This window comes from Rhizobacter sp. SG703, from assembly GCF_012275445.1.
GTDB lineage: Bacteria > Pseudomonadota > Gammaproteobacteria > Burkholderiales > Burkholderiaceae_C > Rhizobacter.
The window spans coordinates 1-20,512 of record NZ_JAAZQK010000012.1 but is presented as its reverse complement, the minus strand read 5'-3'; the positions used below and the strand labels follow the sequence as shown (position 1 = coordinate 20,512).

The 20,512-nt window shown below is 68.4% G+C and carries 18 protein-coding genes; 16 read left to right on the top strand and 2 right to left on the bottom strand.

The window, feature by feature from the left end:
* Positions 1–10 precede the first annotated feature (10 nt).
* Complete coding sequence (locus tag FHT26_RS23365; protein WP_168562499.1) at positions 11–1,573, bottom strand: M56 family metallopeptidase; 1,563 nt, start codon at positions 1,571–1,573, stop codon at positions 11–13.
* Positions 1,574–1,581: 8 nt separating this feature from the next.
* The gene (locus FHT26_RS23360) at positions 1,582–1,962 is read right to left on the bottom strand and encodes a BlaI/MecI/CopY family transcriptional regulator (RefSeq protein ID WP_168562498.1); all 381 of its coding nucleotides are present in this window, start codon (positions 1,960–1,962) and stop codon (positions 1,582–1,584) included.
* Positions 1,963–2,169: 207 nt separating this feature from the next.
* Between FHT26_RS23360 and FHT26_RS23355 the strand changes: the two genes are divergently transcribed.
* The 16 genes from FHT26_RS23355 to FHT26_RS23280 form a co-directional block, all read left to right on the top strand.
* A complete protein-coding gene (locus FHT26_RS23355; protein WP_168562497.1) occupies positions 2,170–3,816 on the top strand; it encodes a 3-(methylthio)propionyl-CoA ligase in 1,647 nt (548 codons plus the stop codon).
* Positions 3,817–3,944: 128 nt separating this feature from the next.
* A complete protein-coding gene (locus FHT26_RS23350) occupies positions 3,945–5,192 on the top strand; it encodes a branched-chain amino acid ABC transporter substrate-binding protein (protein ID WP_168562496.1) in 1,248 nt (415 codons plus the stop codon).
* 139 nt (positions 5,193–5,331) lie between these two features.
* Positions 5,332–6,279 (top strand): branched-chain amino acid ABC transporter permease, encoded by a 948-nt coding sequence (locus FHT26_RS23345; RefSeq protein ID WP_168562495.1) that lies wholly within the window; start codon positions 5,332–5,334, stop codon positions 6,277–6,279.
* Positions 6,276–7,631 carry a branched-chain amino acid ABC transporter permease gene (locus FHT26_RS23340; RefSeq protein ID WP_168562494.1) on the top strand — a complete coding sequence of 452 codons (1,356 nt, stop codon included), beginning with the start codon at positions 6,276–6,278 and terminating at the stop codon, positions 7,629–7,631. Before FHT26_RS23345 ends, FHT26_RS23340 begins: the two co-directional genes overlap by 4 nt.
* Positions 7,628–8,410 carry an ATP-binding cassette domain-containing protein gene (locus FHT26_RS23335; protein WP_168562493.1) on the top strand — a complete coding sequence of 261 codons (783 nt, stop codon included), beginning with the start codon at positions 7,628–7,630 and terminating at the stop codon, positions 8,408–8,410. The genes FHT26_RS23340 and FHT26_RS23335 overlap by 4 nt, the downstream gene beginning before the upstream one ends.
* A 4-nt stretch (positions 8,411–8,414) precedes the next feature.
* Positions 8,415–9,110: an ABC transporter ATP-binding protein gene (locus FHT26_RS23330; RefSeq protein WP_168562492.1), complete on the top strand. Its 696-nt coding sequence runs from the start codon at positions 8,415–8,417 to the stop codon at positions 9,108–9,110.
* Positions 9,111–9,304: 194 nt separating this feature from the next.
* Positions 9,305–11,398, top strand: a complete 2,094-nt coding sequence (locus FHT26_RS23325) for a 3-hydroxyacyl-CoA dehydrogenase NAD-binding domain-containing protein (protein ID WP_168562491.1) — start codon at positions 9,305–9,307, stop codon at positions 11,396–11,398.
* Positions 11,399–11,420: 22 nt separating this feature from the next.
* Positions 11,421–12,596, top strand: coding sequence for an acetyl-CoA C-acyltransferase (locus tag FHT26_RS23320; protein WP_168562490.1), 1,176 nt, complete (start codon positions 11,421–11,423; stop codon positions 12,594–12,596).
* Positions 12,597–12,666: 70 nt separating this feature from the next.
* On the top strand, positions 12,667–14,511 hold the full coding sequence (locus FHT26_RS23315) for an acyl-CoA dehydrogenase family protein (protein ID WP_168562489.1): 1,845 nt from the start codon (positions 12,667–12,669) through the stop codon (positions 14,509–14,511).
* Positions 14,512–14,528: 17 nt separating this feature from the next.
* A complete protein-coding gene (locus FHT26_RS23310; RefSeq protein WP_168562488.1) occupies positions 14,529–14,720 on the top strand; it encodes a hypothetical protein in 192 nt (63 codons plus the stop codon).
* Positions 14,717–16,702 carry a M3 family metallopeptidase gene (locus FHT26_RS23305; protein ID WP_210427557.1) on the top strand — a complete coding sequence of 662 codons (1,986 nt, stop codon included), beginning with the start codon at positions 14,717–14,719 and terminating at the stop codon, positions 16,700–16,702. The genes FHT26_RS23310 and FHT26_RS23305 overlap by 4 nt, the downstream gene beginning before the upstream one ends.
* A 12-nt stretch (positions 16,703–16,714) precedes the next feature.
* A complete protein-coding gene (locus FHT26_RS23300) occupies positions 16,715–17,506 on the top strand; it encodes an SDR family oxidoreductase (protein WP_168562487.1) in 792 nt (263 codons plus the stop codon).
* Between the two features lie 19 nt (positions 17,507–17,525).
* A complete protein-coding gene (locus FHT26_RS23295; protein WP_168562486.1) occupies positions 17,526–17,969 on the top strand; it encodes a PaaI family thioesterase in 444 nt (147 codons plus the stop codon).
* A 22-nt stretch (positions 17,970–17,991) separates the two neighbouring features.
* Positions 17,992–19,011 (top strand): NADP-dependent oxidoreductase, encoded by a 1,020-nt coding sequence (locus tag FHT26_RS23290; RefSeq protein ID WP_168562485.1) that lies wholly within the window; start codon positions 17,992–17,994, stop codon positions 19,009–19,011.
* 52 nt (positions 19,012–19,063) lie between these two features.
* Complete coding sequence (locus FHT26_RS23285) at positions 19,064–20,164, top strand: fatty acid desaturase family protein (protein ID WP_168562484.1); 1,101 nt, start codon at positions 19,064–19,066, stop codon at positions 20,162–20,164.
* Position 20,165: 1 nt separating this feature from the next.
* On the top strand, positions 20,166–20,512 hold a 347-nt coding region (locus FHT26_RS23280; protein WP_168562483.1), incomplete at its 3' end, for a hypothetical protein.

Here is a 20,512-nt window from a genome sequence, read left to right as displayed (position 1 = left end):
TGTCTCCCGCTCAAGGACCGGGGCGCATCAGCGCACCCTGCACCTTGCCGTCGGGCGACAGCGCGATCCGGAAGGTGGTGCGCCCGTGCTCGTGCCGCAGGTCGTAGGTGTCCATGCCGGCAGGGTCGACGCCGCGGAACTCCACCGACTGGATCGCGCCAAGCTGGCGCGCGCCGGCCAGCAGCTGCGGCAGCTGGTCGCGCGTCGCCTGCGCGAGGTCGGGGCTCATCTCGTCGTAGTGAGGCTGGCCGCTCAGCAGGCTGCCGTACAGGCGGCGCACCGCGGCTTCGCTGCCGGGGAAGGGCGCCTGGCTCTGGACGTGCACCGACACCGCGTCCTCGATGCGCTGCGCGGCCTGCTCGTCGATGCGCGGCGCCTGGATGTGCTTGCCGTTCTGGTGCAGCGTCAGCGCCTTCGCGCGGCCCTGCGCGTCGGTCTCGAAGCTGATCTGCGCGTCGACCACCTTCACGAAGAACTCGGTGCGGCTGCTCGGGTAGATCTCGACCGCGCCCTGGCCGGTCAGCTGGGCCGTCATGCGCTGGCCGTCGCGGGCGATCGTGAAGATGGTCTGCCCCGGGAACCGGTAGCGCCCGACATAGCCGTCGAACACCGCCGGGTCGAGCGCGACCGCCTCGCGGGCCGTGCCGCCGAGGCCGGAGCCGGTTCCGGTGTTCGGCGGCGCGACCTGGACGGCCACCGCCATCAGGCACACCGAGGCGCCGCCGAGCAGCGTCGCCGAGAGCTTCCACCATTTGCCAGGTTGCTTGAGCATGATCATCAGCCTTTCTTCGAGGAATGAACGGGACTCGGACATCGCGGCGACGGTGCCGAGGAAAGCCGACTGGCGCTGGCCGACCTCGATCAGCGCCTCGCCGTAGCGCCGCACGTCGTGGCCGGCACCGAGCACGCGCGCATCGCAATCGACCTCGATCGCGCGGCGCAGCCGTCGCACCTGCCACCACAGCGGCAGGTTCCACGGCATGAAGACCAGCAGCCCGACGCCGACCGTCAGCAGCAGCGGGTCGCGCGCTGCCAGGTGCGACTGCTCGTGCGCGATGACGAGCGCCTGCGCCGGCGGCGCCGACGCGACGACCCACGGCGGCACGACGATGCGCGGGCGCAGCAGGCCGACGACGGCCGGACCGACTCCTGGCGCGACCGACACCGGCACGCCGGCCAGCGTCGCGCGGGCCCAGCGGCGTTCGCGCCAGAACAGCTGCGCGGCACTGGCCGCGAGCAGCAGCAGCAGCGTCGCGGAGACGAGCAGCCAGCCGCGCCGGACCAGCGTGTCGAGCGCCGGGCCGGCGGCCGGCGCGGCGTCGGCGGCGCGCGACAGCGCAGGCAGCGGCAGCGTGGTCAGGTCGCGCAGCACGATGGCCTTGCGCGGCGCGTGCGGTGCGCCGATGTCCGGGATCTGGATCGACACCGACGCGATCAGCGTCGGCAGCAGCAGCGACGCCAGCATCGCGCCGACCCAGACCCAGCGCGTCGCGCGGCGCCGCAGCCGCAGCGCCCGTTCGGCGCTGAGCGCTGCGCCGCTGAGCACCAGCGTGACGACTAGCACGTAGGCCATCCACGGGATCATTGCGGCTTCTCCCCGTCGTCCGCCTTCTCGGCGAGCAGCGCGCGCATGCGGCGGATCTGGTCGGCGGTCAGCTTCTGGTCCGACACCAGGTGCGTGAACAGGATCTCCGCGGAGCCCTGGAACAGCTTCTCGGTGAGGTGCTTCAGCGCGCTCTTGCGGGCCGCCTGCTGCTTGACCTTCGCGGCGTAGCGGTGGCCGCGGCCTTCTTCGGTGTGGCGCACGTAGCCCTTGGCCTCGAGCGTGCGCAGCAGCGTCAGCACGGTGGTGTAGGCGAGCTCGTCGCGCAGGTGGCCGCGCACCTCGGCGACGATGCAGGGGCCGTGGTCCCACAGCACCTGCATGATGTCGGCTTCGCGGTTGGTGAGCGAGATGTCCATGCGTTGACCTACTAGAGTTGTAGTAGATCTTAGGCCGTCGCGGCACGTTGTCAACTAGAGTTCTAGTAGATGACTGTCGGCGCGGGCAGGGACGCCGGACGGTGGCAGGCGCGGCGGAGGTCGCCGCCTAGGGTAAACAGCCACCGGGCCGGCAGGTCGCTTTCCTATCATTTCGACACCTGACCACGTTTTCACCGGGAGAAGTCGATGTCACGCCTGATGGGCCAGATGATGCAGATGCCGTTGCTGATCTCTTCGCTGATCGTGCATGCCGCGCGGCATGCGGCGGACACCGAGATCGTCTCGAAGCGCTGCGAGGGCGACATCCACCGCACCACCTGGCAGGCGCTGGAGCGGCGCTCGCGCCAGCTGGCCCAGGCGCTGGCGCGGCTCGGCTGCGAGCGCGGCGACCGCGTCGCGACGCTGGCCTGGAACGGCTACCGCCACCTGGAGATCTACTACGGCAGCTCGGGTTCGGAGCTGGTCTGCCACACGATCAACCCGCGGCTGTTCCCGGAGCAGATCGCATGGATCGCCAACGACGCGCAGGACCGGGTGCTGTGCTTCGACCTGAACTTCCTGCCGCTGGTCGAGAAGCTCGCGCCGCAGCTGCCGCAGGTGAAGCACTTCGTGCTGATGACCGACCGCGCGCACATGCCGGCGGCCAGCCCCGTACCGAACCTGGCCTGCTACGACGAGCTGGTCGAGGCTGAAGACGGCGCTTTTGCCTGGCCGCAGTTCGACGAGAACACCGCGTCCAGCATCTGCTACACCTCCGGCACCACCGGCGACCCGAAGGGGGCGGTCTACAGCCACCGCTCGACGCTGCTGCACGCGATGGGGGCGGCGCTGCCGGATGCGATGGGATGCTCGTCCGCCGACGTGATCCTGCCGGTGGTGCCGATGTTCCACGTCAACGCCTGGGGGCTGCCGTATGCCGGCGCGCTGGTCGGCGCGAAGCTGGTGCTGCCGGGGCCGCACCTGGACGGCAAGTCGCTGTACGAGCTGTTCGAGGCCGAGCAGGTCACCTTCAGCGCCGGCGTGCCGACCGTCTGGCTCGGGCTGCTGAACCACGTCCGGCAGAACGGCCTGAAGTTCAGCAGCTTCCGTCGCACGGTGATCGGCGGCTCGGCCTGTCCGCCGTCGATGATGCGGACGCTGGAGGACGAGCACGGGGTCGAGGTGATCCACGCCTGGGGCATGACCGAGATGTCGCCGCTCGGCACGCTGGCGAAGCTGAAGGCCAAGCATGCGGGGCTGGACGACGCGCAGCGCCACAAGCTGCTTGAAACCCAGGGCCGCGTGATCTATGGCGTCGACATGCAGATCCTCGGCGACGACGAGCGCCCGCTGCCGTGGGACGGCGTCTCGTCCGGCAACCTGGTGGTGCGCGGGCCGTGGGTCATCGACAGCTATTTCGGACGCAGCGGGTCGCCGCTGGTCGAGGTCGATGGCGTGTCTTGGTTCCCGACCGGCGACGTCGCGACGATCAACCCTGACGGCTTCATGCAGATCACCGACCGCAGCAAGGACGTCATCAAGTCCGGCGGCGAATGGATCAGCTCGATCGAGCTGGAGAACATCGCGATGGGCCACCCCGGTGTGCACGAGGCGGCCGTCATCGCCTGTGCGCACCCGAAATGGGACGAGCGGCCGCTGCTGGTGGTGGTGCGCAAGCCGGGCGCGGCGCTGGAGCCGAAGGAGATGCTCGGCTGGTTCGAGGGCCGCATCGCGAAATGGCAGATCCCGGACGACGTGGCCTTCGTCGACGAGATCCCGCACACGGCGACCGGCAAGATGCTGAAGCTGAAGCTGCGGGAGCGGTTCAAGGATCACAAGCTGCCGAGCGCGTGAGGCCGCACCCGGACGCCCATCCGGGTTCTGTCCCACGCGCGACAGCGCTTGTCGGGTAGTCCCTCAAACAGTCGCCTACCCGCTTCCATTACCGTTCGCCGTTGTCGCAATCAACTCGCGAGGTTCCCATGGAATTCACCCGGAAGCTGTTCGGTCTGTCAGTGGCTGCCGCCTTCTCGCTGCATGCCGGAATCGCCTTCGCGCAAGCCGGCGAGACGGTGAAGATCGCGTGGATCGACCCGCTGTCCGGCCCGTTCGCGAGCCTGGGGGCGAACCAGCTGAAGAGCTTCCAGTTCATGGCCGAGCGCATCAGCGGCAAGAAGAACCCGGCCGGCGTCACCTACGAGGTGGTCGGCTTCGACAACAAGGCCTCGCCGCAGGAGAGCCTGAACGTGCTGAAGGCGGCGATCGACCAGGGCTTCCGCTACGTGACGCAGGGCAACGGCTCGGGCGCGGCGGCGGCCATCATCGATGCGGTGTCCAAGCACAACGAGCGCAACCCGGGCAAGGAGATCGTGTTCCTGAACCACTCCGCGGTCGACCCGGACCTGACCAACAGCAAGTGCAACTACTGGCACTTCCGCTTCGACGCCGACACCTCGATGAAGATGGAGGCGATGACGACCTACATGAAGGACCAGCCGTCCATCAAGAAGGTCTACCTGATCAACCAGAACTACTCGCACGGCCAGCAGGTCTCGAAGTTCGCGAAGGAGACGCTGGCCCGCAAGCGCCCCGACATCCAGATCGTCGGCGACGACCTGACGCCGCTCGGCCAGGTGAAGGACTTCTCGCCCTACGTCGCGAAGATCAAGCAGAGCGGCGCCGACACGGTGATCACCGGCAACTGGAGCCAGGACCTGACGCTGCTGATCAAGGCCGCGAAGGACGCCGGGCTGGACGTCACCTTCTACACCTACTACGCCGCCGTGATCGGCACGCCGACCGCGATCGGCGCGGCCGGCGAGGGCAAGGTCAAGATGATCGCGTACTCCCACCACAACATTCCGGGCGACATCGCCAACGTCGGCGACGAGTTCAACAAGAAGTTCAAGGAAGACTTCTTCACCACCGACATCTACAACATCTTCACGATGCTGCCGGCCGCGATGGCCAAGGCCAGGAGCACCGACCCGGTGAAGGTGGCGGCTGCGATGGAAGGCCTGACGGTGAAGGGCTTCAGCGGCGACATCACGATGCGCGCGTCCGACCACCAGATGCAGCAGGGCCTGTACCTGAGCACCTGGCGCAAGGTCGACGCGAAGAACAAGTACAACGTCGAGGGCACCGGCTACACCTTCGCGCCGGACAAGTTCTACGAGCCCTACGTGTCGAGCACGCCGACGTCGTGCCAGATGAAGCGTCCCGGAGCATGACAGCCCCAACGTCGCTGCGCTCCTGCCCCCCGAGGGCGCGCTCAGCCGCCTTGAGGCGGCTCGGCGCCGGCTGAGCTCTCTCCGCTGACAATCCCGCGACAGCCCATCAGGGTCACGCGGGATTTTCATTGACGCATCCATGGAGTTCTTCACCACCTCGCTGCTGAACGGCATCAGCTACGGCCTGCTGCTGTTCATGCTGAGTTCCGGCCTCACGCTGATCTTCAGCATGATGGGCGTGCTCAATTTCGCCCATGCGAGCTTCTACATGCTGGGCGCCTATTTCGCGTACACGACGACGTTGTTCGTCGGCTTCTGGCCGTCGCTGGTGGTCGCACCGCTGCTGACTGGCGTGGTCGGCGCGCTGTTCGAGCGCTTCTGCCTGCGCCGGGTGCACCGCTTCGGCCACGTGGCCGAGCTGCTGATCACCTTCGGGCTGTCGTTCGTGATCCTCGAACTGGTGCAGCTCACCTGGGGCCGCTCGGCGGTCGACTACCGGGTACCGGCGATCCTCGACGGCCCGCTGTTCACGCTGTACGGCACGCAGTTCCCGATGTACCGCGCGTTCATGATGCTCGTCGCGCTGCTGATGCTGGTGTCGGTGTGGCTGCTGCTGTCGCGCACCCGCATCGGGCTGGTGATCCAGGGCGCGCTGACCCATCCGGAGATGGTCGAATCGCTCGGCCACAACGTGCCGCTGGTGTTCATGGGGGTGTTCGGCGGCGGCGCGGCGCTGGCCGGCCTGGCCGGCGTGATCGGCGGCAACGCCTACGTCACCGAGCCGACGATGGCGGGCGCGGTCGGGCCGATCATCTTCGTCGTCGTGGTGGTCGGCGGCATGGGCTCGCTGGCCGGCGCGTTCGTCGCATCGCTGCTGATCGGGCTGATCCAGACCTTCGCGGTGGCGCTCGACCAGTCGGCGCTCGGCGCGCTGCAATGGGCCGGCGTCGCGATCACGCCCGAGAGCTTCGGCTACCCGCTGCTGAAGCTGAAGATCTCGCAGGTGGCGCCGATCCTGCCGTACCTGCTGCTGGTGCTGATGCTGATCTTCCGCCCGAAGGGCCTGATGGGGACGCGCGAAGGATGAGTGCCGTGCTGAAATCCGCCGTGCAAGCCCCCGTTCCAGCACCGTCTTCCGGTCGGGCAGCGGGCGGCCAGCGCCTCCATTTCCGGCCGCTGAACGTCGGCCGCTGGGTGATCTGGGGCGTGTTCGCGCTGCTGCTGGTCGCCGCGCCGATGCTGTTCACCAGCGGCCTCGCGATGACGATGCTGTCGCAGATGGGCTACATGATCATCATCTGCCTCAGCTACAACCTGCTGCTCGGCCAGGGCGGCATGCTGAGCTTCGGGCATGCGGTATACGTCGGGCTGGGCGCGTTCTTCGCGATCCATGCGATGAACCTGATCGGGGCCGGGCGGCTGCCGCTGCCGATGAGCCTGGTGCCGCTGGTCGGCGGGGCCGCCGGCGCGGGCGTCGCGGCGCTGCTCGGCTGGGTCACGACGAAGAAATCGGCCAACACCTTCGCGATGATCACGCTCGGCGTCGGCGAGCTGGTCGCGGCGATGGCGCTGATGTTCCCCGAGTTCTTCGGCGGCGAAGGCGGCGTCAGCTCGAACCGCGTGGCCGGCAAGGCGGTGCTGGGCATCAGCTTCGGGCCGCAGGTGCAGGTCTACTACCTGATCGCGGTCTACTGCTTCGTCTGCACCGCGGCGCTGTACGCGCTGACGCGCACGCCGTTCGGCCGCATGCTGAACGCGGTGCGCGACAACCCGGAGCGCGTCGAGTTCGTCGGCTACAACACGCAGGTGGTGCGCTACCTGGCGTTCATCATCGCCGGCTTCTTCGCCGGCATCGGCGGCGGGCTGACCGCGTTGAACTTCGAGATCGTCACCGCCGATTCGGTCGGCGGTTTCCGCTCCGGCAGCTACCTGCTGTTCACCTTCCTCGGCGGCGCGTTCTTCTTCTTCGGGCCGATCATCGGCGCGGTGCTGCTGGTGCTCGCGTTCGTGATGTTCTCCGAGATCACGAAGGCCTGGCAGATCTACCTCGGGCTGGTGTTCATGTTCATGGTGATGTTCGCGCCCGGCGGCATCTCGAGCCTGATCATGATGAACCTGCGCGTGGCCGGCTTCGGCAAGCTGCGCCGGCTCGCGTCGTCGTACCTGGCGCTGGGCGGCACCGGCGCGGTGGCGCTGGCCGGCGCGGCGGCGATCGTCGAGATGATCTACCACCTGCAGCTCAATTCGGCGCTCGGCCCGACGGTGAAGTTCATGGGCGGCACGCTGAACGTGCAGGGCCTGGACAGCTGGTTCGGCGCGCTGTTCGTGATGGCGATCGGCATCGCGATGTTCGAGGTCGCGCGGCGCGAGTTCAAGCGGCAGTGGGACGAGACGCAGCAGGAGATCGAGAAAGAGATCAGGCGGAGGGAAGCCCTGTGAGCGCGAGCCCCTACGCACTGGAACTCAACGACGTCCGCAAGAGCTTCGGCAAGACCGAGATCATCCGCGGCGCGTCGCTGCAAGCGAAGCCGGGCGAGCGCATCGCGATCATCGGCCCGAACGGTGCCGGCAAGTCGACGCTGTTCAACCTGATCAGCGGGCGCTTCGGCGTCAGCACCGGCGACATCCGGCTGAACGGCGCGTCGATCGCCGGCCGCAAGCCCTACGAGATCAACCGGATGGGCCTGGCGCGCAGCTTCCAGGTGTCGAACCTGTTCGTGCGGCTGTCGGTGTTCGAGAACATCCGCTGCGCGGTGCTATGGTCCATGGGCTATCGCTACGCCTTCTGGAAGTTCCTGGCCGACCTGCGCGACGCGAACGACCGGGCCGACGAGGTGCTGCGCATGATCAAGCTCGACCGGAAGCGCGACGTGCTGGCGATGAACCTGACCTATGCCGAGCAGCGCGCGCTGGAGATCGGCATCACGATCGCCGGCGGCGCCAGCGTGGTGCTGCTCGACGAGCCGACCGCCGGCATGAGCAAGAGCGAGACGACCCGCTTCATCCAGCTGATCCGCGAGGTGACGGTGGGCAAGACGCTGCTGACGGTGGAGCACGACATGGGCGTGGTGTTCGGCCTGGCCGACAAGATCGCGGTGCTGGTGTATGGCGAGGTGATCGCGTTCGACGTGCCGGAGGCGGTGCGCGCGAATGCGAAGGTGCAGGAGGCGTACCTGGGCTCGGTCCTGGCGTCACACGACAAGGCGCACGGAGCCTGACGCGATGCTGAAGCTCGACAACCTGCATGCGTTCTACGGCAAGAGCCATGTGCTTCACGGCGTGACGCTGGACGTGAAGCCGGGCGAGATCGTCAGCCTGCTCGGGCGCAACGGCTCGGGGCGCTCGACCACGGTGAAGGCGATCATGGGCCTGGTCGACGGCAAGGGCTCGGTGCGCTTTCGCGAGCGCGAGCTGCTCGGGCTGAAGGCCTTCGAGATCGCGCACCAGGGCATCGGCTACGTGCCGGAGAACCGCGACATCTTCCCGAAGCTGACGGTGCACCAGAACCTGCTGCTCGGCGAGAAGCGCGGCCGGCCGACGCCGCGCTGGTCCTTCGACGACATGTACGCGATGTTCCCGCGGCTGAAGGAGCGGCAGCACACCGAGGCCGGCGTGCTGTCGGGCGGCGAGCAGCAGATGCTGACGCTGTGCCGCACACTGATGGGCGACCCGGACCTGATCATGATCGACGAGCCGACCGAAGGCCTGGCGCCGAAGATCGTCGAGCAGGTCGCGCAGTACCTGAACGAGCTGAAGCGGCGCGGCGTGTCGGTGCTGCTGGTCGAGCAGAAGCTGACCATCGCGCTGGATATTTCGCAGCGATGCTATGTGATGGGCCATGGCCGCATCGTGTTCGAGGGCACGCCGACCGACCTGCGAGGCAACGCCTATATTCGCAAGGAGTGGCTGGAGGTGTGATTGGCCCCCCAGTCGCTTCGCTCCTGCCCCGAAGGGGCGCCTCCCAGCGGCCCGGCAAAGCCGGTTCCGCGGGAGTTGCTTGATGGACGCTTTGCTTCGCAGGCGATTCGTCGGATGTCACTGACGAGACACGACGATTCGCCAAACCATTCCTAGAATCGAACGATCGTTCTATTCCACCCGGAGAACACCGCATGAGCGCCACCTACGAACTTCGCGGCCCGGTTGCCGTGATCACGCTGGACAACCCGCCGGTCAACGGCCTCGGCTACGACACCCGCAAGGGCATCACCGACGGGCTCGACCGGGCCCAGGCCGACGCCCAGGTCAGGGCGATCGTGATCACCGGCGCCGGCAAGGCCTTCTCGGGCGGCGCGGACATCCGCGAGTTCGGCTCGCCGAAGGCGCTGCAGGAGCCGAACCTGCTCAGCGTGATCCTGGCGGTCGAGGCCTGCAGCAAGCCGGTCGTCGCGGCGATCCACACGGTGTGCATGGGCGGCGGTCTCGAGCTGTCGCTGGGTTGTCACTACCGCGTCGCGGCACCGGGCACGCAGGTCGCGCTGCCCGAGGTGAAGCTGGGCCTGGTGCCCGGCGCCGGCGGCACGCAGCGGCTGTCGCGCGTGATCGGCGTCGAGAACGCGTTGAACATGATCGTCAGCGGCGAGCCGGTCAAGAGCGAGCTGCTCGCGATGGCGCCCGGCCAGAAGCTGTTCGACAAGATGATCGATGGCGACCTGCTGGCCGGTGCCTGCGCGTTCGCGACCGAGGTTGCCGACAAGCGACCCTTGCCGCTGGTGCGCCACCTGAAGGCCGAGCACGCGAACCCCGACGCCTTCTTCCAGTTCGCCCGCAACACGGTGGGCGCGATGTCGAAGAATTTCCCGGCGCCGCTGCAATGCGTCGAGACGGTCGCGGCCTCGGTCTACAAGAAGTTCGACGACGGCATGAAGCAGGAGCGCGAGGCCTTCATCGCGCTGATGATGACGCCCGAAAGCCGCGCGCTGCGCCATGCCTTCGTCGCCGAGCGCGCCACCAGCAAGATCCCCGACGTGCCAGCCGACACGCCGGTGCGCGACGTGAAGAAGCTCGCGGTGATCGGCGCCGGCACGATGGGCGGCGGCATCGCGATGAACTTCCTGAACGCCGGCATCCCGGTGGTCATCCTCGAGATGAAGCAGGAAGCGCTGGACAAGGGCGTCGCGATCATCCGCAAGAACTACGACGCGCAGGTCAAGAAGGGCAAGCTGAAGCAGGACAAGCTCGATGCGCGGATGGCCTTGCTGAGCACCACGCTGAACTATGCCGACCTGAAGGACGCCGACATGGTGATCGAGGCGGTGTTCGAGGACATCGGCGTGAAGGAGCAGGTCTTCAAGACGCTCGACGAGGTGATGAAGCCCGGCGCGATCCTCGCGAGCAACACCTCGACGCTCGACGTGAACAGGATCGCGGCCTTCACGAAGCGCCCGCAGGACGTGATCGGCACGCACTTCTTCAGCCCGGCCAACGTGATGAAGCTGCTCGAGGTGGTGCGCGGCGAGAAGACCGCGAAGGATGTGCTGGCCACCGTGATGGCGCTCGGCAAGAAGATCAGGAAGACCTGCGTGGTGTCGGGCGTGTGCGACGGCTTCATCGGCAACCGCATGATCGAGCAGTACTCGCGCCAGGCCGGCTTCCTGCTGGAAGAAGGCTGCACGCCGCAGCAGGTCGACAAGGCGGTCGAGAAGTTCGGCTTCGCGATGGGCCCGTTCCGCATGGGCGACCTGGCCGGCAACGATGTGGGTTGGTACATCCGCAAGCGCCGCTACCTGGAGAAGCCGGACCTGCGCTACAGCAAGACGGCCGACCTGCTGTGCGAGATGGGCCGCTTCGGCCAGAAGACCGGCGCCGGCTGGTACGACTACCTGCCGGGCAAGCGCGACGCGATCCCGAGCGCGCTGGTCGACGGCATGATCGAGAAGCACCGTGCCGAGCTGGGCATCGTGCCGCGCAAGATCGGCGACGACGAGATCGTGCACCGGCTGGTCTACGCGCTGGTCAACGAGGGGGCGAAGATCGTCGAAGAGGGCATTGCGCTGCGCGCGAGCGACATCGACATGGTGTACCTGACCGGCTACGGCTTCCCGCTGCACCGCGGCGGGCCGATGTGCTATGCCGACACCGTGGGCCTGTTCAACGTGGTCGCGGCGATGAACCGCTTCGCGAAGAACCCGCACGACGACGCCGCGTTCTGGCAACCGGCGCCGCTGCTGGCACGCCTGGCCGCCGAAGGCAGGACTTTCTCCTGAAGACGAAACGGGACACACCATCATGACCACTGCAGTGATCGTTTCCACCGCCCGCACGCCGCTGGCCAAGAGCTGGAAGGGCGCCTTCAACATGACGCACGGCGCGACGCTGGGCGGGCACGCGGTGAAGGCCGCGGTCGAGCGCGCCGGCATCGATGCCGCCGAGGTCGACGACGTGATCATGGGCTGCGCGACGCCCGAAGGCGCGACCGGCAGCAACATCGCGCGCCAGGTCGCGCTGCGCGCCGGCCTGCCGGTGACGACGAGCGGCGTGACCGTGAACCGCTTCTGCTCGAGCGGGCTGCAGACGATCGCGATGGCCGCGCAGCGCATCGTGGCCGGCGAGGGCGACGTGTACGTGGCCGGCGGCGTCGAGAGCATCTCGTGCGTGCAGAACGAGGCCAACAAGCACATGATCGTCGATCCCTGGCTGCGCGAGCACAAGCCGGAGATCTACTGGAGCATGCTGCAGACGGCCGAGCAGGTGGCCAAGCGCTACAAGATCGGCCGCGACCGCATGGACGCCTACGGCGCGGCGAGCCAGCAGAAGGCCTGTGCGGCGCAGGATGCCGGCAGGTTCAAGGACGAGATCGTGCCGATGACGGTGATCGCCGGTGTGGCCGATCCGGTGATGGGGCTGCGCAGCAAGGAGGTCACGATCAGCGTCGACGAAGGCCTGCGCTACGGCACGACGGTCGAAGGCATCTCGGGCATCAAGCCGGCGCTGCCGGGCGGGCTGATCGCCGCGGGCAATGCGAGCCAGTTCAGCGATGGCGCGGGCGCCTGCGTCGTGATGAGCGAGGCGCTGGCGCAGCAGCGCGGGCTGAAGCCGCTGGGCCGCTTCCTGGGCTTCGCGGTGGCGGGCTGCGAGCCCGACGAGATGGGCATCGGCCCGGTGTTCGCGGTGCCGAAGGTGCTGAAGCGGCTCGGGCTCACGGTGCAGGACATCGACCTGTGGGAACTGAACGAGGCGTTCGCGGTGCAGGTGCTGTACTGCGCCGACACGCTGGGGATTCCGATGGACCGGTTGAACGTCAACGGCGGGGCGATTGCGGTCGGGCATCCGTATGGGGTCAGTGGCCAGCGCTTGACCGGACATGCGCTGATCGAAGGCAAGCGGCGTGGGGCGAAACGGGTGTGCGTGACGATGTGCATCGGCGGTGGGATGGGCGCTGCCGGCGTCTTCGAGGTGTTGTGACGTCGTCGCCCGGATGCCCGTCCGGCGCGGCCCCACCCCGGATGGGCATCCGGGCTACGAGAGACAACGCATGCGCCCCACGCTCGACTTCTTCCTCCACGACTGGCTCCAGGTCGACACGCTGAAGCACCGCAGCCGCTTCGCCGACCACTCGCGCGACACCTTCGATGCGGTGCTGGACACCTGCGAACGCATCGCCCGCGAGAAGTTCGCGCCGTTCAACCGGATCACCGACACCGAAGAGCCGCGCTTCGATGGCGAGCGGGTGATCCAGCCGCAGGCCACGCACGAGGCTTCGCGCGCCTACGTCGAGTCGGGCATGCTCGCCGCCGCGCAGGACTACGAGATCGGCGGTATGCAGCTGCCCTGCGTGATCGAGATGGCCGCCAACGCCTTCTTCGCGAAGGGCGGCATCGGCATGGGCGGCGGCGGCATGCTGACCAGCGGCAATGCGAACCTGCTGATGGCGCACGGCACGCCGCTGCAGAAAGAGGTGTTCGCGAAGAACGAATTCTCCGGGCGCTTCTTCGGCACCATGTGCCTCAGCGAACCGCAGGCCGGGTCGAGCCTGTCGGACATCGTCACCCGCGCCACGCCCGACGGTCCCGACGCTGCCAGCGACCCGCTCGGTCCCCGCTACCGGCTGCGCGGCAACAAGATGTGGATCTCGAACGGCGAGCACGAGCTGGCCGAGAACATCGTGCACCTGGTGCTCGCGAAGATCCCCGGGCCCGACGGCGCGCTGGTGCCCGGCACGCGCGGCATCTCGCTGTTCGTCGTGCCGAAGAAGATGGTCGATGCCGACGGGCGCCTGACCGGCGAACGCAACGATGTCGCGCTCGCCGGGCTCAACCACAAGCTCGGCTACCGCGGCATCCCGAACACGCTGCTGAACTTCGGCGAAGGCCGGTTCCCGGTGCGCGGCGGCAGCGGTGCCATCGGCTACCTCGTCGGGCGGCCCGGCGAGGGGCTGCGCTGCATGTTCCACATGATGAACGAGGCGCGCATCGGCGTCGGGCTCGGCGCGACGATGCTCGGCTATGCCGGCTACGAGACGAGCCTGGACTACGCGCGCGGTCGCCCCCAGGGCCGGCCGATCGGGCCGGGCGGCAAGGATGCGACCCGGCCGCAGGTGCCCATCATCCAGCACGCCGATGTGAAACGCATGCTGCTGGCGCAGAAGAGCTACTGCGAAGGCGCGCTCGCGCTGGAGCTGTACTGCGCCCGCCTCGTCGACGAACAGCACACCGCGCCGCCCGAGGCCGCGGCCGAAGCCGCGCTGCTGCTGGAGATGCTGACGCCCATTGCAAAGAGCTGGCCGAGCGAATGGTGCCTGGAGGCCAACAGCCTCGCGATCCAGGTGCTCGGCGGCTACGGCTACACCCGCGACTACCCGGTCGAGCAGTACTGGCGCGACAACCGCCTGAACATGATCCACGAAGGCACGCATGGCATCCAGGCGCTGGACCTGCTCGGCCGCAAGGTCGTGATGGACGGCGGCAAGGGCCTGATGCTGCTGGCCACCAAGGTCAATGCGACGCTGCAGCGCGCGTTGATGCTGCCCGCGCTGGCCGGGCACGCCAATGCACTCGCCGGCGCGCTGAAGGCGCTGGGCAATGCCACCAAGGCGGCCTGGGCCACCGGCGTGCCGGAAGAGGCGCTCGCGAATGCGACGCCCTACCTGCAGGCCTTCGGGCACACCGTGCTGGCGTGGGTGTGGCTCGACGTGGCGATCTGCGCGCAGCAGCGGCTGGAACAGCCCGGGCGGGAGCAGGGCGGGGACGCGCTGCTGCACGGCAAGCTCGCCGCCGCCCGCTTCTTCTTCCGCTACGAACTGCCCAAGGTGCCCGCCTGGTTGAACGTGGTCGAGTCGCGCGACGATACTTGCCGTTCCATGAACGACGCCTGGTTCTGACACCGGGCCAGATTCCGATGAAGACTTCGACGATCGAAACCCTCGTCTGGGTGCTGATCTACGGCGGCCTGCTGGGCGTCGCGCTGGGGCTCGCGGTGCAACGCTACCTGGAGCCGCTGGGCTGGGGCATCTCGCTGGCCGGCGGCCTCGTCGCCGCCTGCGGCGTCGTGCTGATCTACGTGCGCTCGCGCATGAAGGGTTCGCCATGATCCGGCCGCTGCTTGCCCTCGCCCTCGCGCTGTCGGCCGGCGTCGCCAGCGCCCAGCCGGCCACGCCGTCGTACGTGTTCCCGAACTACCGCAACGCGGCGCAGGCCGATGCCGCCTGCAAGGCGCTGATCGCCGGCGCCCGTGCCGACGAGAAGCGGCTGCAGGCCCTGCCGGCGAGCACCGGCACCGGGCTGCTGGTCGAGCTCGACGGCATGAACCGGCGCTATGAAGACGTGGTCGGGCCGCTGTCGCTGCTGAACGCGGTGCATCCCGACAAGGCGGTGCGCGACGCGGCCGATGCCTGCGACCTCGCTTACCAGGACTTCCGCAACGGCTTCCTGCAGAACCCGAAGCTCTATGCGCTGCTGAAGCAGGTGACGCCGGCCGACGACATCGACGCCCGGCTGCTGCGCGACACGCTCGATGCGTTCGAGGACGCCGGCGTCGCGCTGACGCCCGCCAGGCAGGCGCAGGCCAAGAAGCTCAGCACCGAGATCACCCGGCTCGGCCAGCGCTTCGACCGCCGCATCCGCGACGACAGGACGCGCGTCGCGTTCGCGGCCGACGAACTCGACGGCGTGCCGCCCGAGGCGCTGAAAGACCGCCAGCGCGATGCCCAGGGCCGCTACCTGTTCGGGCTCGACTACCCCAGCTACGACGCGATCATCGAGAACGCCCGGCGTGGCGAGACCCGCGAGCGCATGTGGCGTGCCTTCCAGAACCTCGGCGGCGCGGCCAACCTGAAGACGCTGCAGCAGCTCGGCCAGTTGCGCCGCGCGTATGCGCAGCTGTTCGGCCTGCCGTCGTATGCCGATTTCGCGATGCGCCGACGCATGGCCGGCAACGCCGCGGCGGTGCAGGCCTTCCTCGGCACCGTGAAGGACGCCGTCTCGCAGCGCGAGGTGGCCGACCTCGGCCTGCTGCGCGAGGCCAAGGCGCGCGACCTGCAGCAGCCGGTAGCCACCACCGCCGTGAACCGCTGGGACCTCACCTACTACACGCTGAGCGAGCGCCGCAACCGCTTCCAGCTCGACACCGAGGAGTTCCGCACCTACTTCCCGCCGCAGGCCAGCCTCGACTTCGTGTTCCGCGTCGCCGGCCAGTTGTTCGGCGTGCAGTTCGAGCCGCTGCAGCAGGCGCTGTGGCACCCGGACGCGCAGTCGTTCGAGGTGCGCGACGTCGCCAGCAAGAAAGTGCTCGGCACGTTCTTCGTCGACCTGTACCCGCGCGAAGGCAAGTACAACCATGCGGCGGTCTGGAGCTTCCGCAACCCGTCGACGCTCGCCCACCGCACGCCGGCCGCCGGCCTGGTCGTCAACTTCAACCGCAAGGGCCTGAACATCGACGAGCTGGAGACGCTGCTGCACGAGTTCGGCCATGCGATGCACGGGCTGCTGTCGAACACCCGCTACGCGACGCAGGGCGGCACCAACGTGCAGCTCGATTTCGTCGAGGCGCCGTCGCAGATGCTGGAAGACTGGGTCTACGACGCGCGCGTGCTGGCGCTGTTCAAGGAGGTCTGCCCGGGCTGCAAGCCGATCCCGGACGACTTGGTGGCGCGGGCCTCGAAGGCGCGCGATTTCGCGAAGGGCATCGCGGTGGCGCGCCAGCACCTGTACGCGAGCTACGACCTGGCGCTGTACGCGAAGGATGCGCCCGAGCCGCTGGCCACCTGGCAGCGCATGGAAGGCGCGACGCCGCTCGGCCATGTGAAGGGCAGCCTGTTCCCCGCCGGCTTCTCGCACATCGCGACCGGCTATGCCTCGGGCTACTACGGCTACCTGTGGAGCCTGGTGCTGGCCGAGGACCTGCGCACCGCGTTCGCCGCCGACAAGCTCAGCAGCGAGGTCGGCATGCGCTACCGCGAGCAGGTGCTGTCGCAGGGCGCGCAGGTGGCGCCGGCGCAGCTGATGCGCAACTTCCTCGGGCGCGAGACGAACAGCGACGCGTTCTTCAGGTCCCTCAACCGGCACAACGACTAGGAGATCGAACCCATGAGCACACCGATCCAGACCCTCCTGAGCCTCGAAGGCAAGACCGCGCTGGTGACCGGCGGCTCGCGCGGGCTCGGGCTGCAGATCGCCGAATCGCTGGGCGAGGCCGGTGCGAAGATCCTGCTGACCTCGCGCAAGGCCGCCGACCTGGAAGAGGCCGCCGCCCACCTGCAGGCGCGCGGCATCGACACCCGCTGGGTGGCGGCCGATGCGAGCCAGCCGGACGAGATCCAGCGCGTGGCCGACGAGGCGATGCAGCGGCTCGGGCGCGTCGACATCCTCGTCAACAACGCCGGTGCGACCTGGGGCGCGCCGGCCGAGGATTACCCGCTGGAGGCCTGGGACAAGGTGATGAACCTGAACATCCGCAGCATCTTCCTGATGAGCCAGGCGGTCGGCCGGCTGAGCATGATCCCGCGCCGGTCGGGGCGCATCATCAACGTCGCGTCGATCGCCGGGTTGTCGGGCTCGCCGTCGACGATGAAGTACATCGCGTACGGCACCAGCAAGGGCGCGGTCGTCAACTTCACCCGCACGCTGGCGGCCGAATGGGGCCGCCACGGCATCACGGTGAACGCGTTGGCCCCCGGCATGTTCCCGAGCAAGATGACGGCCGGCACGATCGCGAAGGTGGGTGCCGACGCGCTGGCCAGCGGCGCGCCGCTCGGCCGCATCGGCGACGACGACGACCTGAAGGGTGCCGCGCTGCTGTTCGCGTCGGCCGCCGGCAAGCACATCACCGGCCAGATCCTCGCGGTGGATGGCGGCGTCAGCGCGGTCCATGGTCATTGAGACGCGGGCACTGAACACGATGGAATTTCCGGTCCACATTCCCTTCGTCGACCAACTGGGTTTCGAGCTGCTGAAGTTCGAGAACGGCGAGGCCGAGATCGGCCTGACGCTGCGCGACGAGCTGTGCAATTCGTGGAGCGTCGCGCACGGCGGTGTCACGATGACGCTGCTCGACGTCGCGATGGCGCATGCCGCGCGCAGCAGCTCGATCAAGCCGGGTGGGCAGCCGGGCGGCACCGGCGTCGTGACGATCGAGATGAAGACCAGCTTCATGCGTCCCGGCCTCGGCCGCATCGTCGCGCGCGGCAGGCTGCTGCACGCGACCGCATCGCTCGCGTTCTGCGAAGGCACGGTGGTCGATGCGAACGGCGAACTGCTCGCGAGCGCGAGCGGCACCTTCAAGTACCTGCAAGGGCTTCCGGCAGGGGGACGCAAGATCCTCCGCTCGAACGCCTCCGACTGACCCCTCGTTCAGGAGACACACCATGACCGCCAGCAACCAGCAGATCGTTCTTGCGTCGCGCCCCGACGGGGAGGCCACGGCCGCCAACTTCCGTCTCGAATCGAAGCCGGTGCCGGCGCTCGCCGACAACCAGGTGCTGGTGCGCCACCACTACCTGTCGCTCGACCCGTACATGCGTGGCCGGATGAACGCCGGCAAGAGCTATGCGCAGCCGCAGCCGATCGACCAGGTGATGATCGGCGGCACCGCCGGCGAGGTGGTCGAGTCTCGCCACCCGGGCTTCAAGGCCGGCGACAAGGTGGTCGGCATGGGCGGCTGGCAGCAGTACGCGGTGGTCGATGCGAGCCAGGCCGGCCTGCTGCGCAAGGTCGACACCGCGCACATCCCGCTCGCGGCCTACCTCGGCGCGGTCGGCATGCCGGGCGTCACCGCGTGGTACGGGCTGGTGAAGATCTGTACGCCGAAAGCAGGCGAGACCATCGTCGTCAGCGCCGCCAGCGGCGCGGTCGGCAGCGCGGTGGGGCAGCTTGCCAAGGTGCGCGGCTGCCGCGCGGTCGGCATTGCCGGCGGGCCCGACAAGTGCCGCTACGTGATCGACGAACTCGGCTTCGACGCCTGCGTCGACTACAAGGCGCACCGCGACCCGAAGGCCTTGTACGCCGCGCTGAAGGAGGCCGCGCCGGATGGTGTCGACGGCTACTTCGAGAACGTCGGCGGGCTGATGCTCGACACCGTGCTCGCGCGCATGAACGCCTTCGGCCGCATCGCGCTGTGCGGGATGATCTCCGGCTACGACGGCCAGCCGATCCCGCTGACGCACCCGCAGCTGATCCTGCAGTCGCGGCTCAAGCTCGAAGGCTTCATCGTCAGCGAGCACATGGACGTCTGGCCCGAGGCGCTGAAGGAGCTGGGCACGCTGGTGGCCACCGGCAAGCTGAAGTACCGCGAGACGGTGGCGCAGGGCATCGAGTCGGCGCCCGAGGCCTTCCTGGGGCTGTTGAAAGGCCGCAACTTCGGCAAGCAGCTGGTGAAACTCGTCTGAACCCGACGCGCTGTCGGCGGTCGAACCCCGACAGCGATTGGAGGACCCGGCGATGAAGACCTCATCCACCCCTGGCGCGGGCGAAGAGTTCCGCGAAGACCTGCGGCCGATCGAGCCGCCCCGCACCGCGGTGGCGCGCGTCGCCGGCGCGGCGGGCTCGGGCAATGCGGCCGCGCGCCGCATCCTGAACGCCGACGAGATCGCGTCGCTGACGCGGCTGAACGACTGGCGCTCGCTCGGCGCGGTGCTGACCACCTTCGGCAGCATCGGGCTGGCCGTCGCCGCGGCGCTGGTCACCTGGGGCGGGCCGTGGGGCTGGGCGGTCGCGCTGCTGGCGGTGCTGGTGATCGGCGTGCACCAGCACGGCCTGTTCATCCTGGCGCACGAATCGGCGCACTACCGGCTGTTCAGCCACCGCGGCGTCAACGATGCGGTCGGCCGGCTGATCGGCATGGCCGGCGGCATCTCGATGTGCACCTACCGCGTGATCCACCGGCTGCACCACAACAACCTGTACACCGCCGAAGACCCGGACACCGCGATCCACGGCGGCTACCCGCGCGGCGTCGGCTACCTGTGGAAGAAGCTGGGCCAGGACCTCGTCGGATGGAACGCCTGGAAGACCTTCGCGTACTTCTTCGGCGCGCCGGCCTTGAACGACGTGACGCAGAAGGCGGCCCGACCGCTGGACGACACCTCGCCGCAACTGCGCGCCAGCGCCCGCCGCGACCGCTGGGCCGTGGTGGCGTTCCAGGTGGCTGCTCCGCTGCTGTGCTGGGCACTCGGGGGCGGCCGCGGCCTGCTGCAGTACGCCGTGCTGTGGATGCTGCCGCTGCTGACGGTGCTGCAGCCGATCCTGCGGCTGCGCGCGATCATGGAGCACGGCGGCGTGACCGACCTGTCGTCGCCGCTGACGGCGGCACGCAGCAACCGCACCGGCGGCGGTGTCGCCAATGTGATGGGCCGCGCGCTGCTGTTCCCGCACCATGTGAACTACCACCTGGAGCACCACCTGTACCCCGCCGTGCCGCACTACCACCTGCCGCGATTGCATCGTCTGCTGATGGAGAAGGGCGCGTTGCAGAACGCCGAAGTGCGCGACCTGCGCGGCACCTGGCGGATCATCTTTGCGCCGCGGGCGCCGAGGGGTTGACATGCTGTCCCACCTCACTCCGTTCGCCCTGAGCCTGTCGAAGGGCCTGCGCGCATTGAACCAGGGCTTCGACAGGCTCAGCCCGAACGGCAGTGCCCCGTTCGCCCTGAGCTTGTCGAAGGGCCTGCGCGCATTGAACCAGGGCTTCGACAAGCTCAGCCCGAACGGCAGAGCCCCGTTCGCCCTGAGCTTGCCGAAGGGCCTGCGCGCATTGAACCAGGGCTTCGACAAGCTCAGTCCGAACGGTAGTGCCCCGTTCGCCCTGAGCCTGTCGAAGGGCCTGCGCGCATTGAACCAGGGCTTCGACAGGCTCAGCCCGAACGGCAGTGCCCCGTTCGCCCTGAGCTT

Bases quoted from the DNA above. Each gene is read 5' to 3' on its own strand.
- FHT26_RS23365 (WP_168562499.1), bottom strand. From the start codon at position 1,573: ATGGCCTACGTGCTAGTCGTCACGCTGGTGCTCAGCGGCGCAGCGCTC.
- FHT26_RS23360 (WP_168562498.1), bottom strand. From the start codon at position 1,962: ATGGACATCTCGCTCACCAACCGCGAAGCCGACATCATGCAGGTGCTG.
- FHT26_RS23355 (WP_168562497.1), top strand. From the start codon at position 2,170: ATGTCACGCCTGATGGGCCAGATGATGCAGATGCCGTTGCTGATCTCT.
- FHT26_RS23350 (WP_168562496.1), top strand. From the start codon at position 3,945: ATGGAATTCACCCGGAAGCTGTTCGGTCTGTCAGTGGCTGCCGCCTTC.
- FHT26_RS23345 (WP_168562495.1), top strand. From the start codon at position 5,332: ATGGAGTTCTTCACCACCTCGCTGCTGAACGGCATCAGCTACGGCCTG.
- FHT26_RS23340 (WP_168562494.1), top strand. From the start codon at position 6,276: ATGAGTGCCGTGCTGAAATCCGCCGTGCAAGCCCCCGTTCCAGCACCG.
- FHT26_RS23330 (WP_168562492.1), top strand. From the start codon at position 8,415: ATGCTGAAGCTCGACAACCTGCATGCGTTCTACGGCAAGAGCCATGTG.
- FHT26_RS23325 (WP_168562491.1), top strand. From the start codon at position 9,305: ATGAGCGCCACCTACGAACTTCGCGGCCCGGTTGCCGTGATCACGCTG.
- FHT26_RS23320 (WP_168562490.1), top strand. From the start codon at position 11,421: ATGACCACTGCAGTGATCGTTTCCACCGCCCGCACGCCGCTGGCCAAG.
- FHT26_RS23315 (WP_168562489.1), top strand. From the start codon at position 12,667: ATGCGCCCCACGCTCGACTTCTTCCTCCACGACTGGCTCCAGGTCGAC.
- FHT26_RS23310 (WP_168562488.1), top strand. From the start codon at position 14,529: ATGAAGACTTCGACGATCGAAACCCTCGTCTGGGTGCTGATCTACGGC.
- FHT26_RS23305 (WP_210427557.1), top strand. From the start codon at position 14,717: ATGATCCGGCCGCTGCTTGCCCTCGCCCTCGCGCTGTCGGCCGGCGTC.
- FHT26_RS23300 (WP_168562487.1), top strand. From the start codon at position 16,715: ATGAGCACACCGATCCAGACCCTCCTGAGCCTCGAAGGCAAGACCGCG.
- FHT26_RS23295 (WP_168562486.1), top strand. From the start codon at position 17,526: ATGGAATTTCCGGTCCACATTCCCTTCGTCGACCAACTGGGTTTCGAG.
- FHT26_RS23290 (WP_168562485.1), top strand. From the start codon at position 17,992: ATGACCGCCAGCAACCAGCAGATCGTTCTTGCGTCGCGCCCCGACGGG.
- FHT26_RS23285 (WP_168562484.1), top strand. From the start codon at position 19,064: ATGAAGACCTCATCCACCCCTGGCGCGGGCGAAGAGTTCCGCGAAGAC.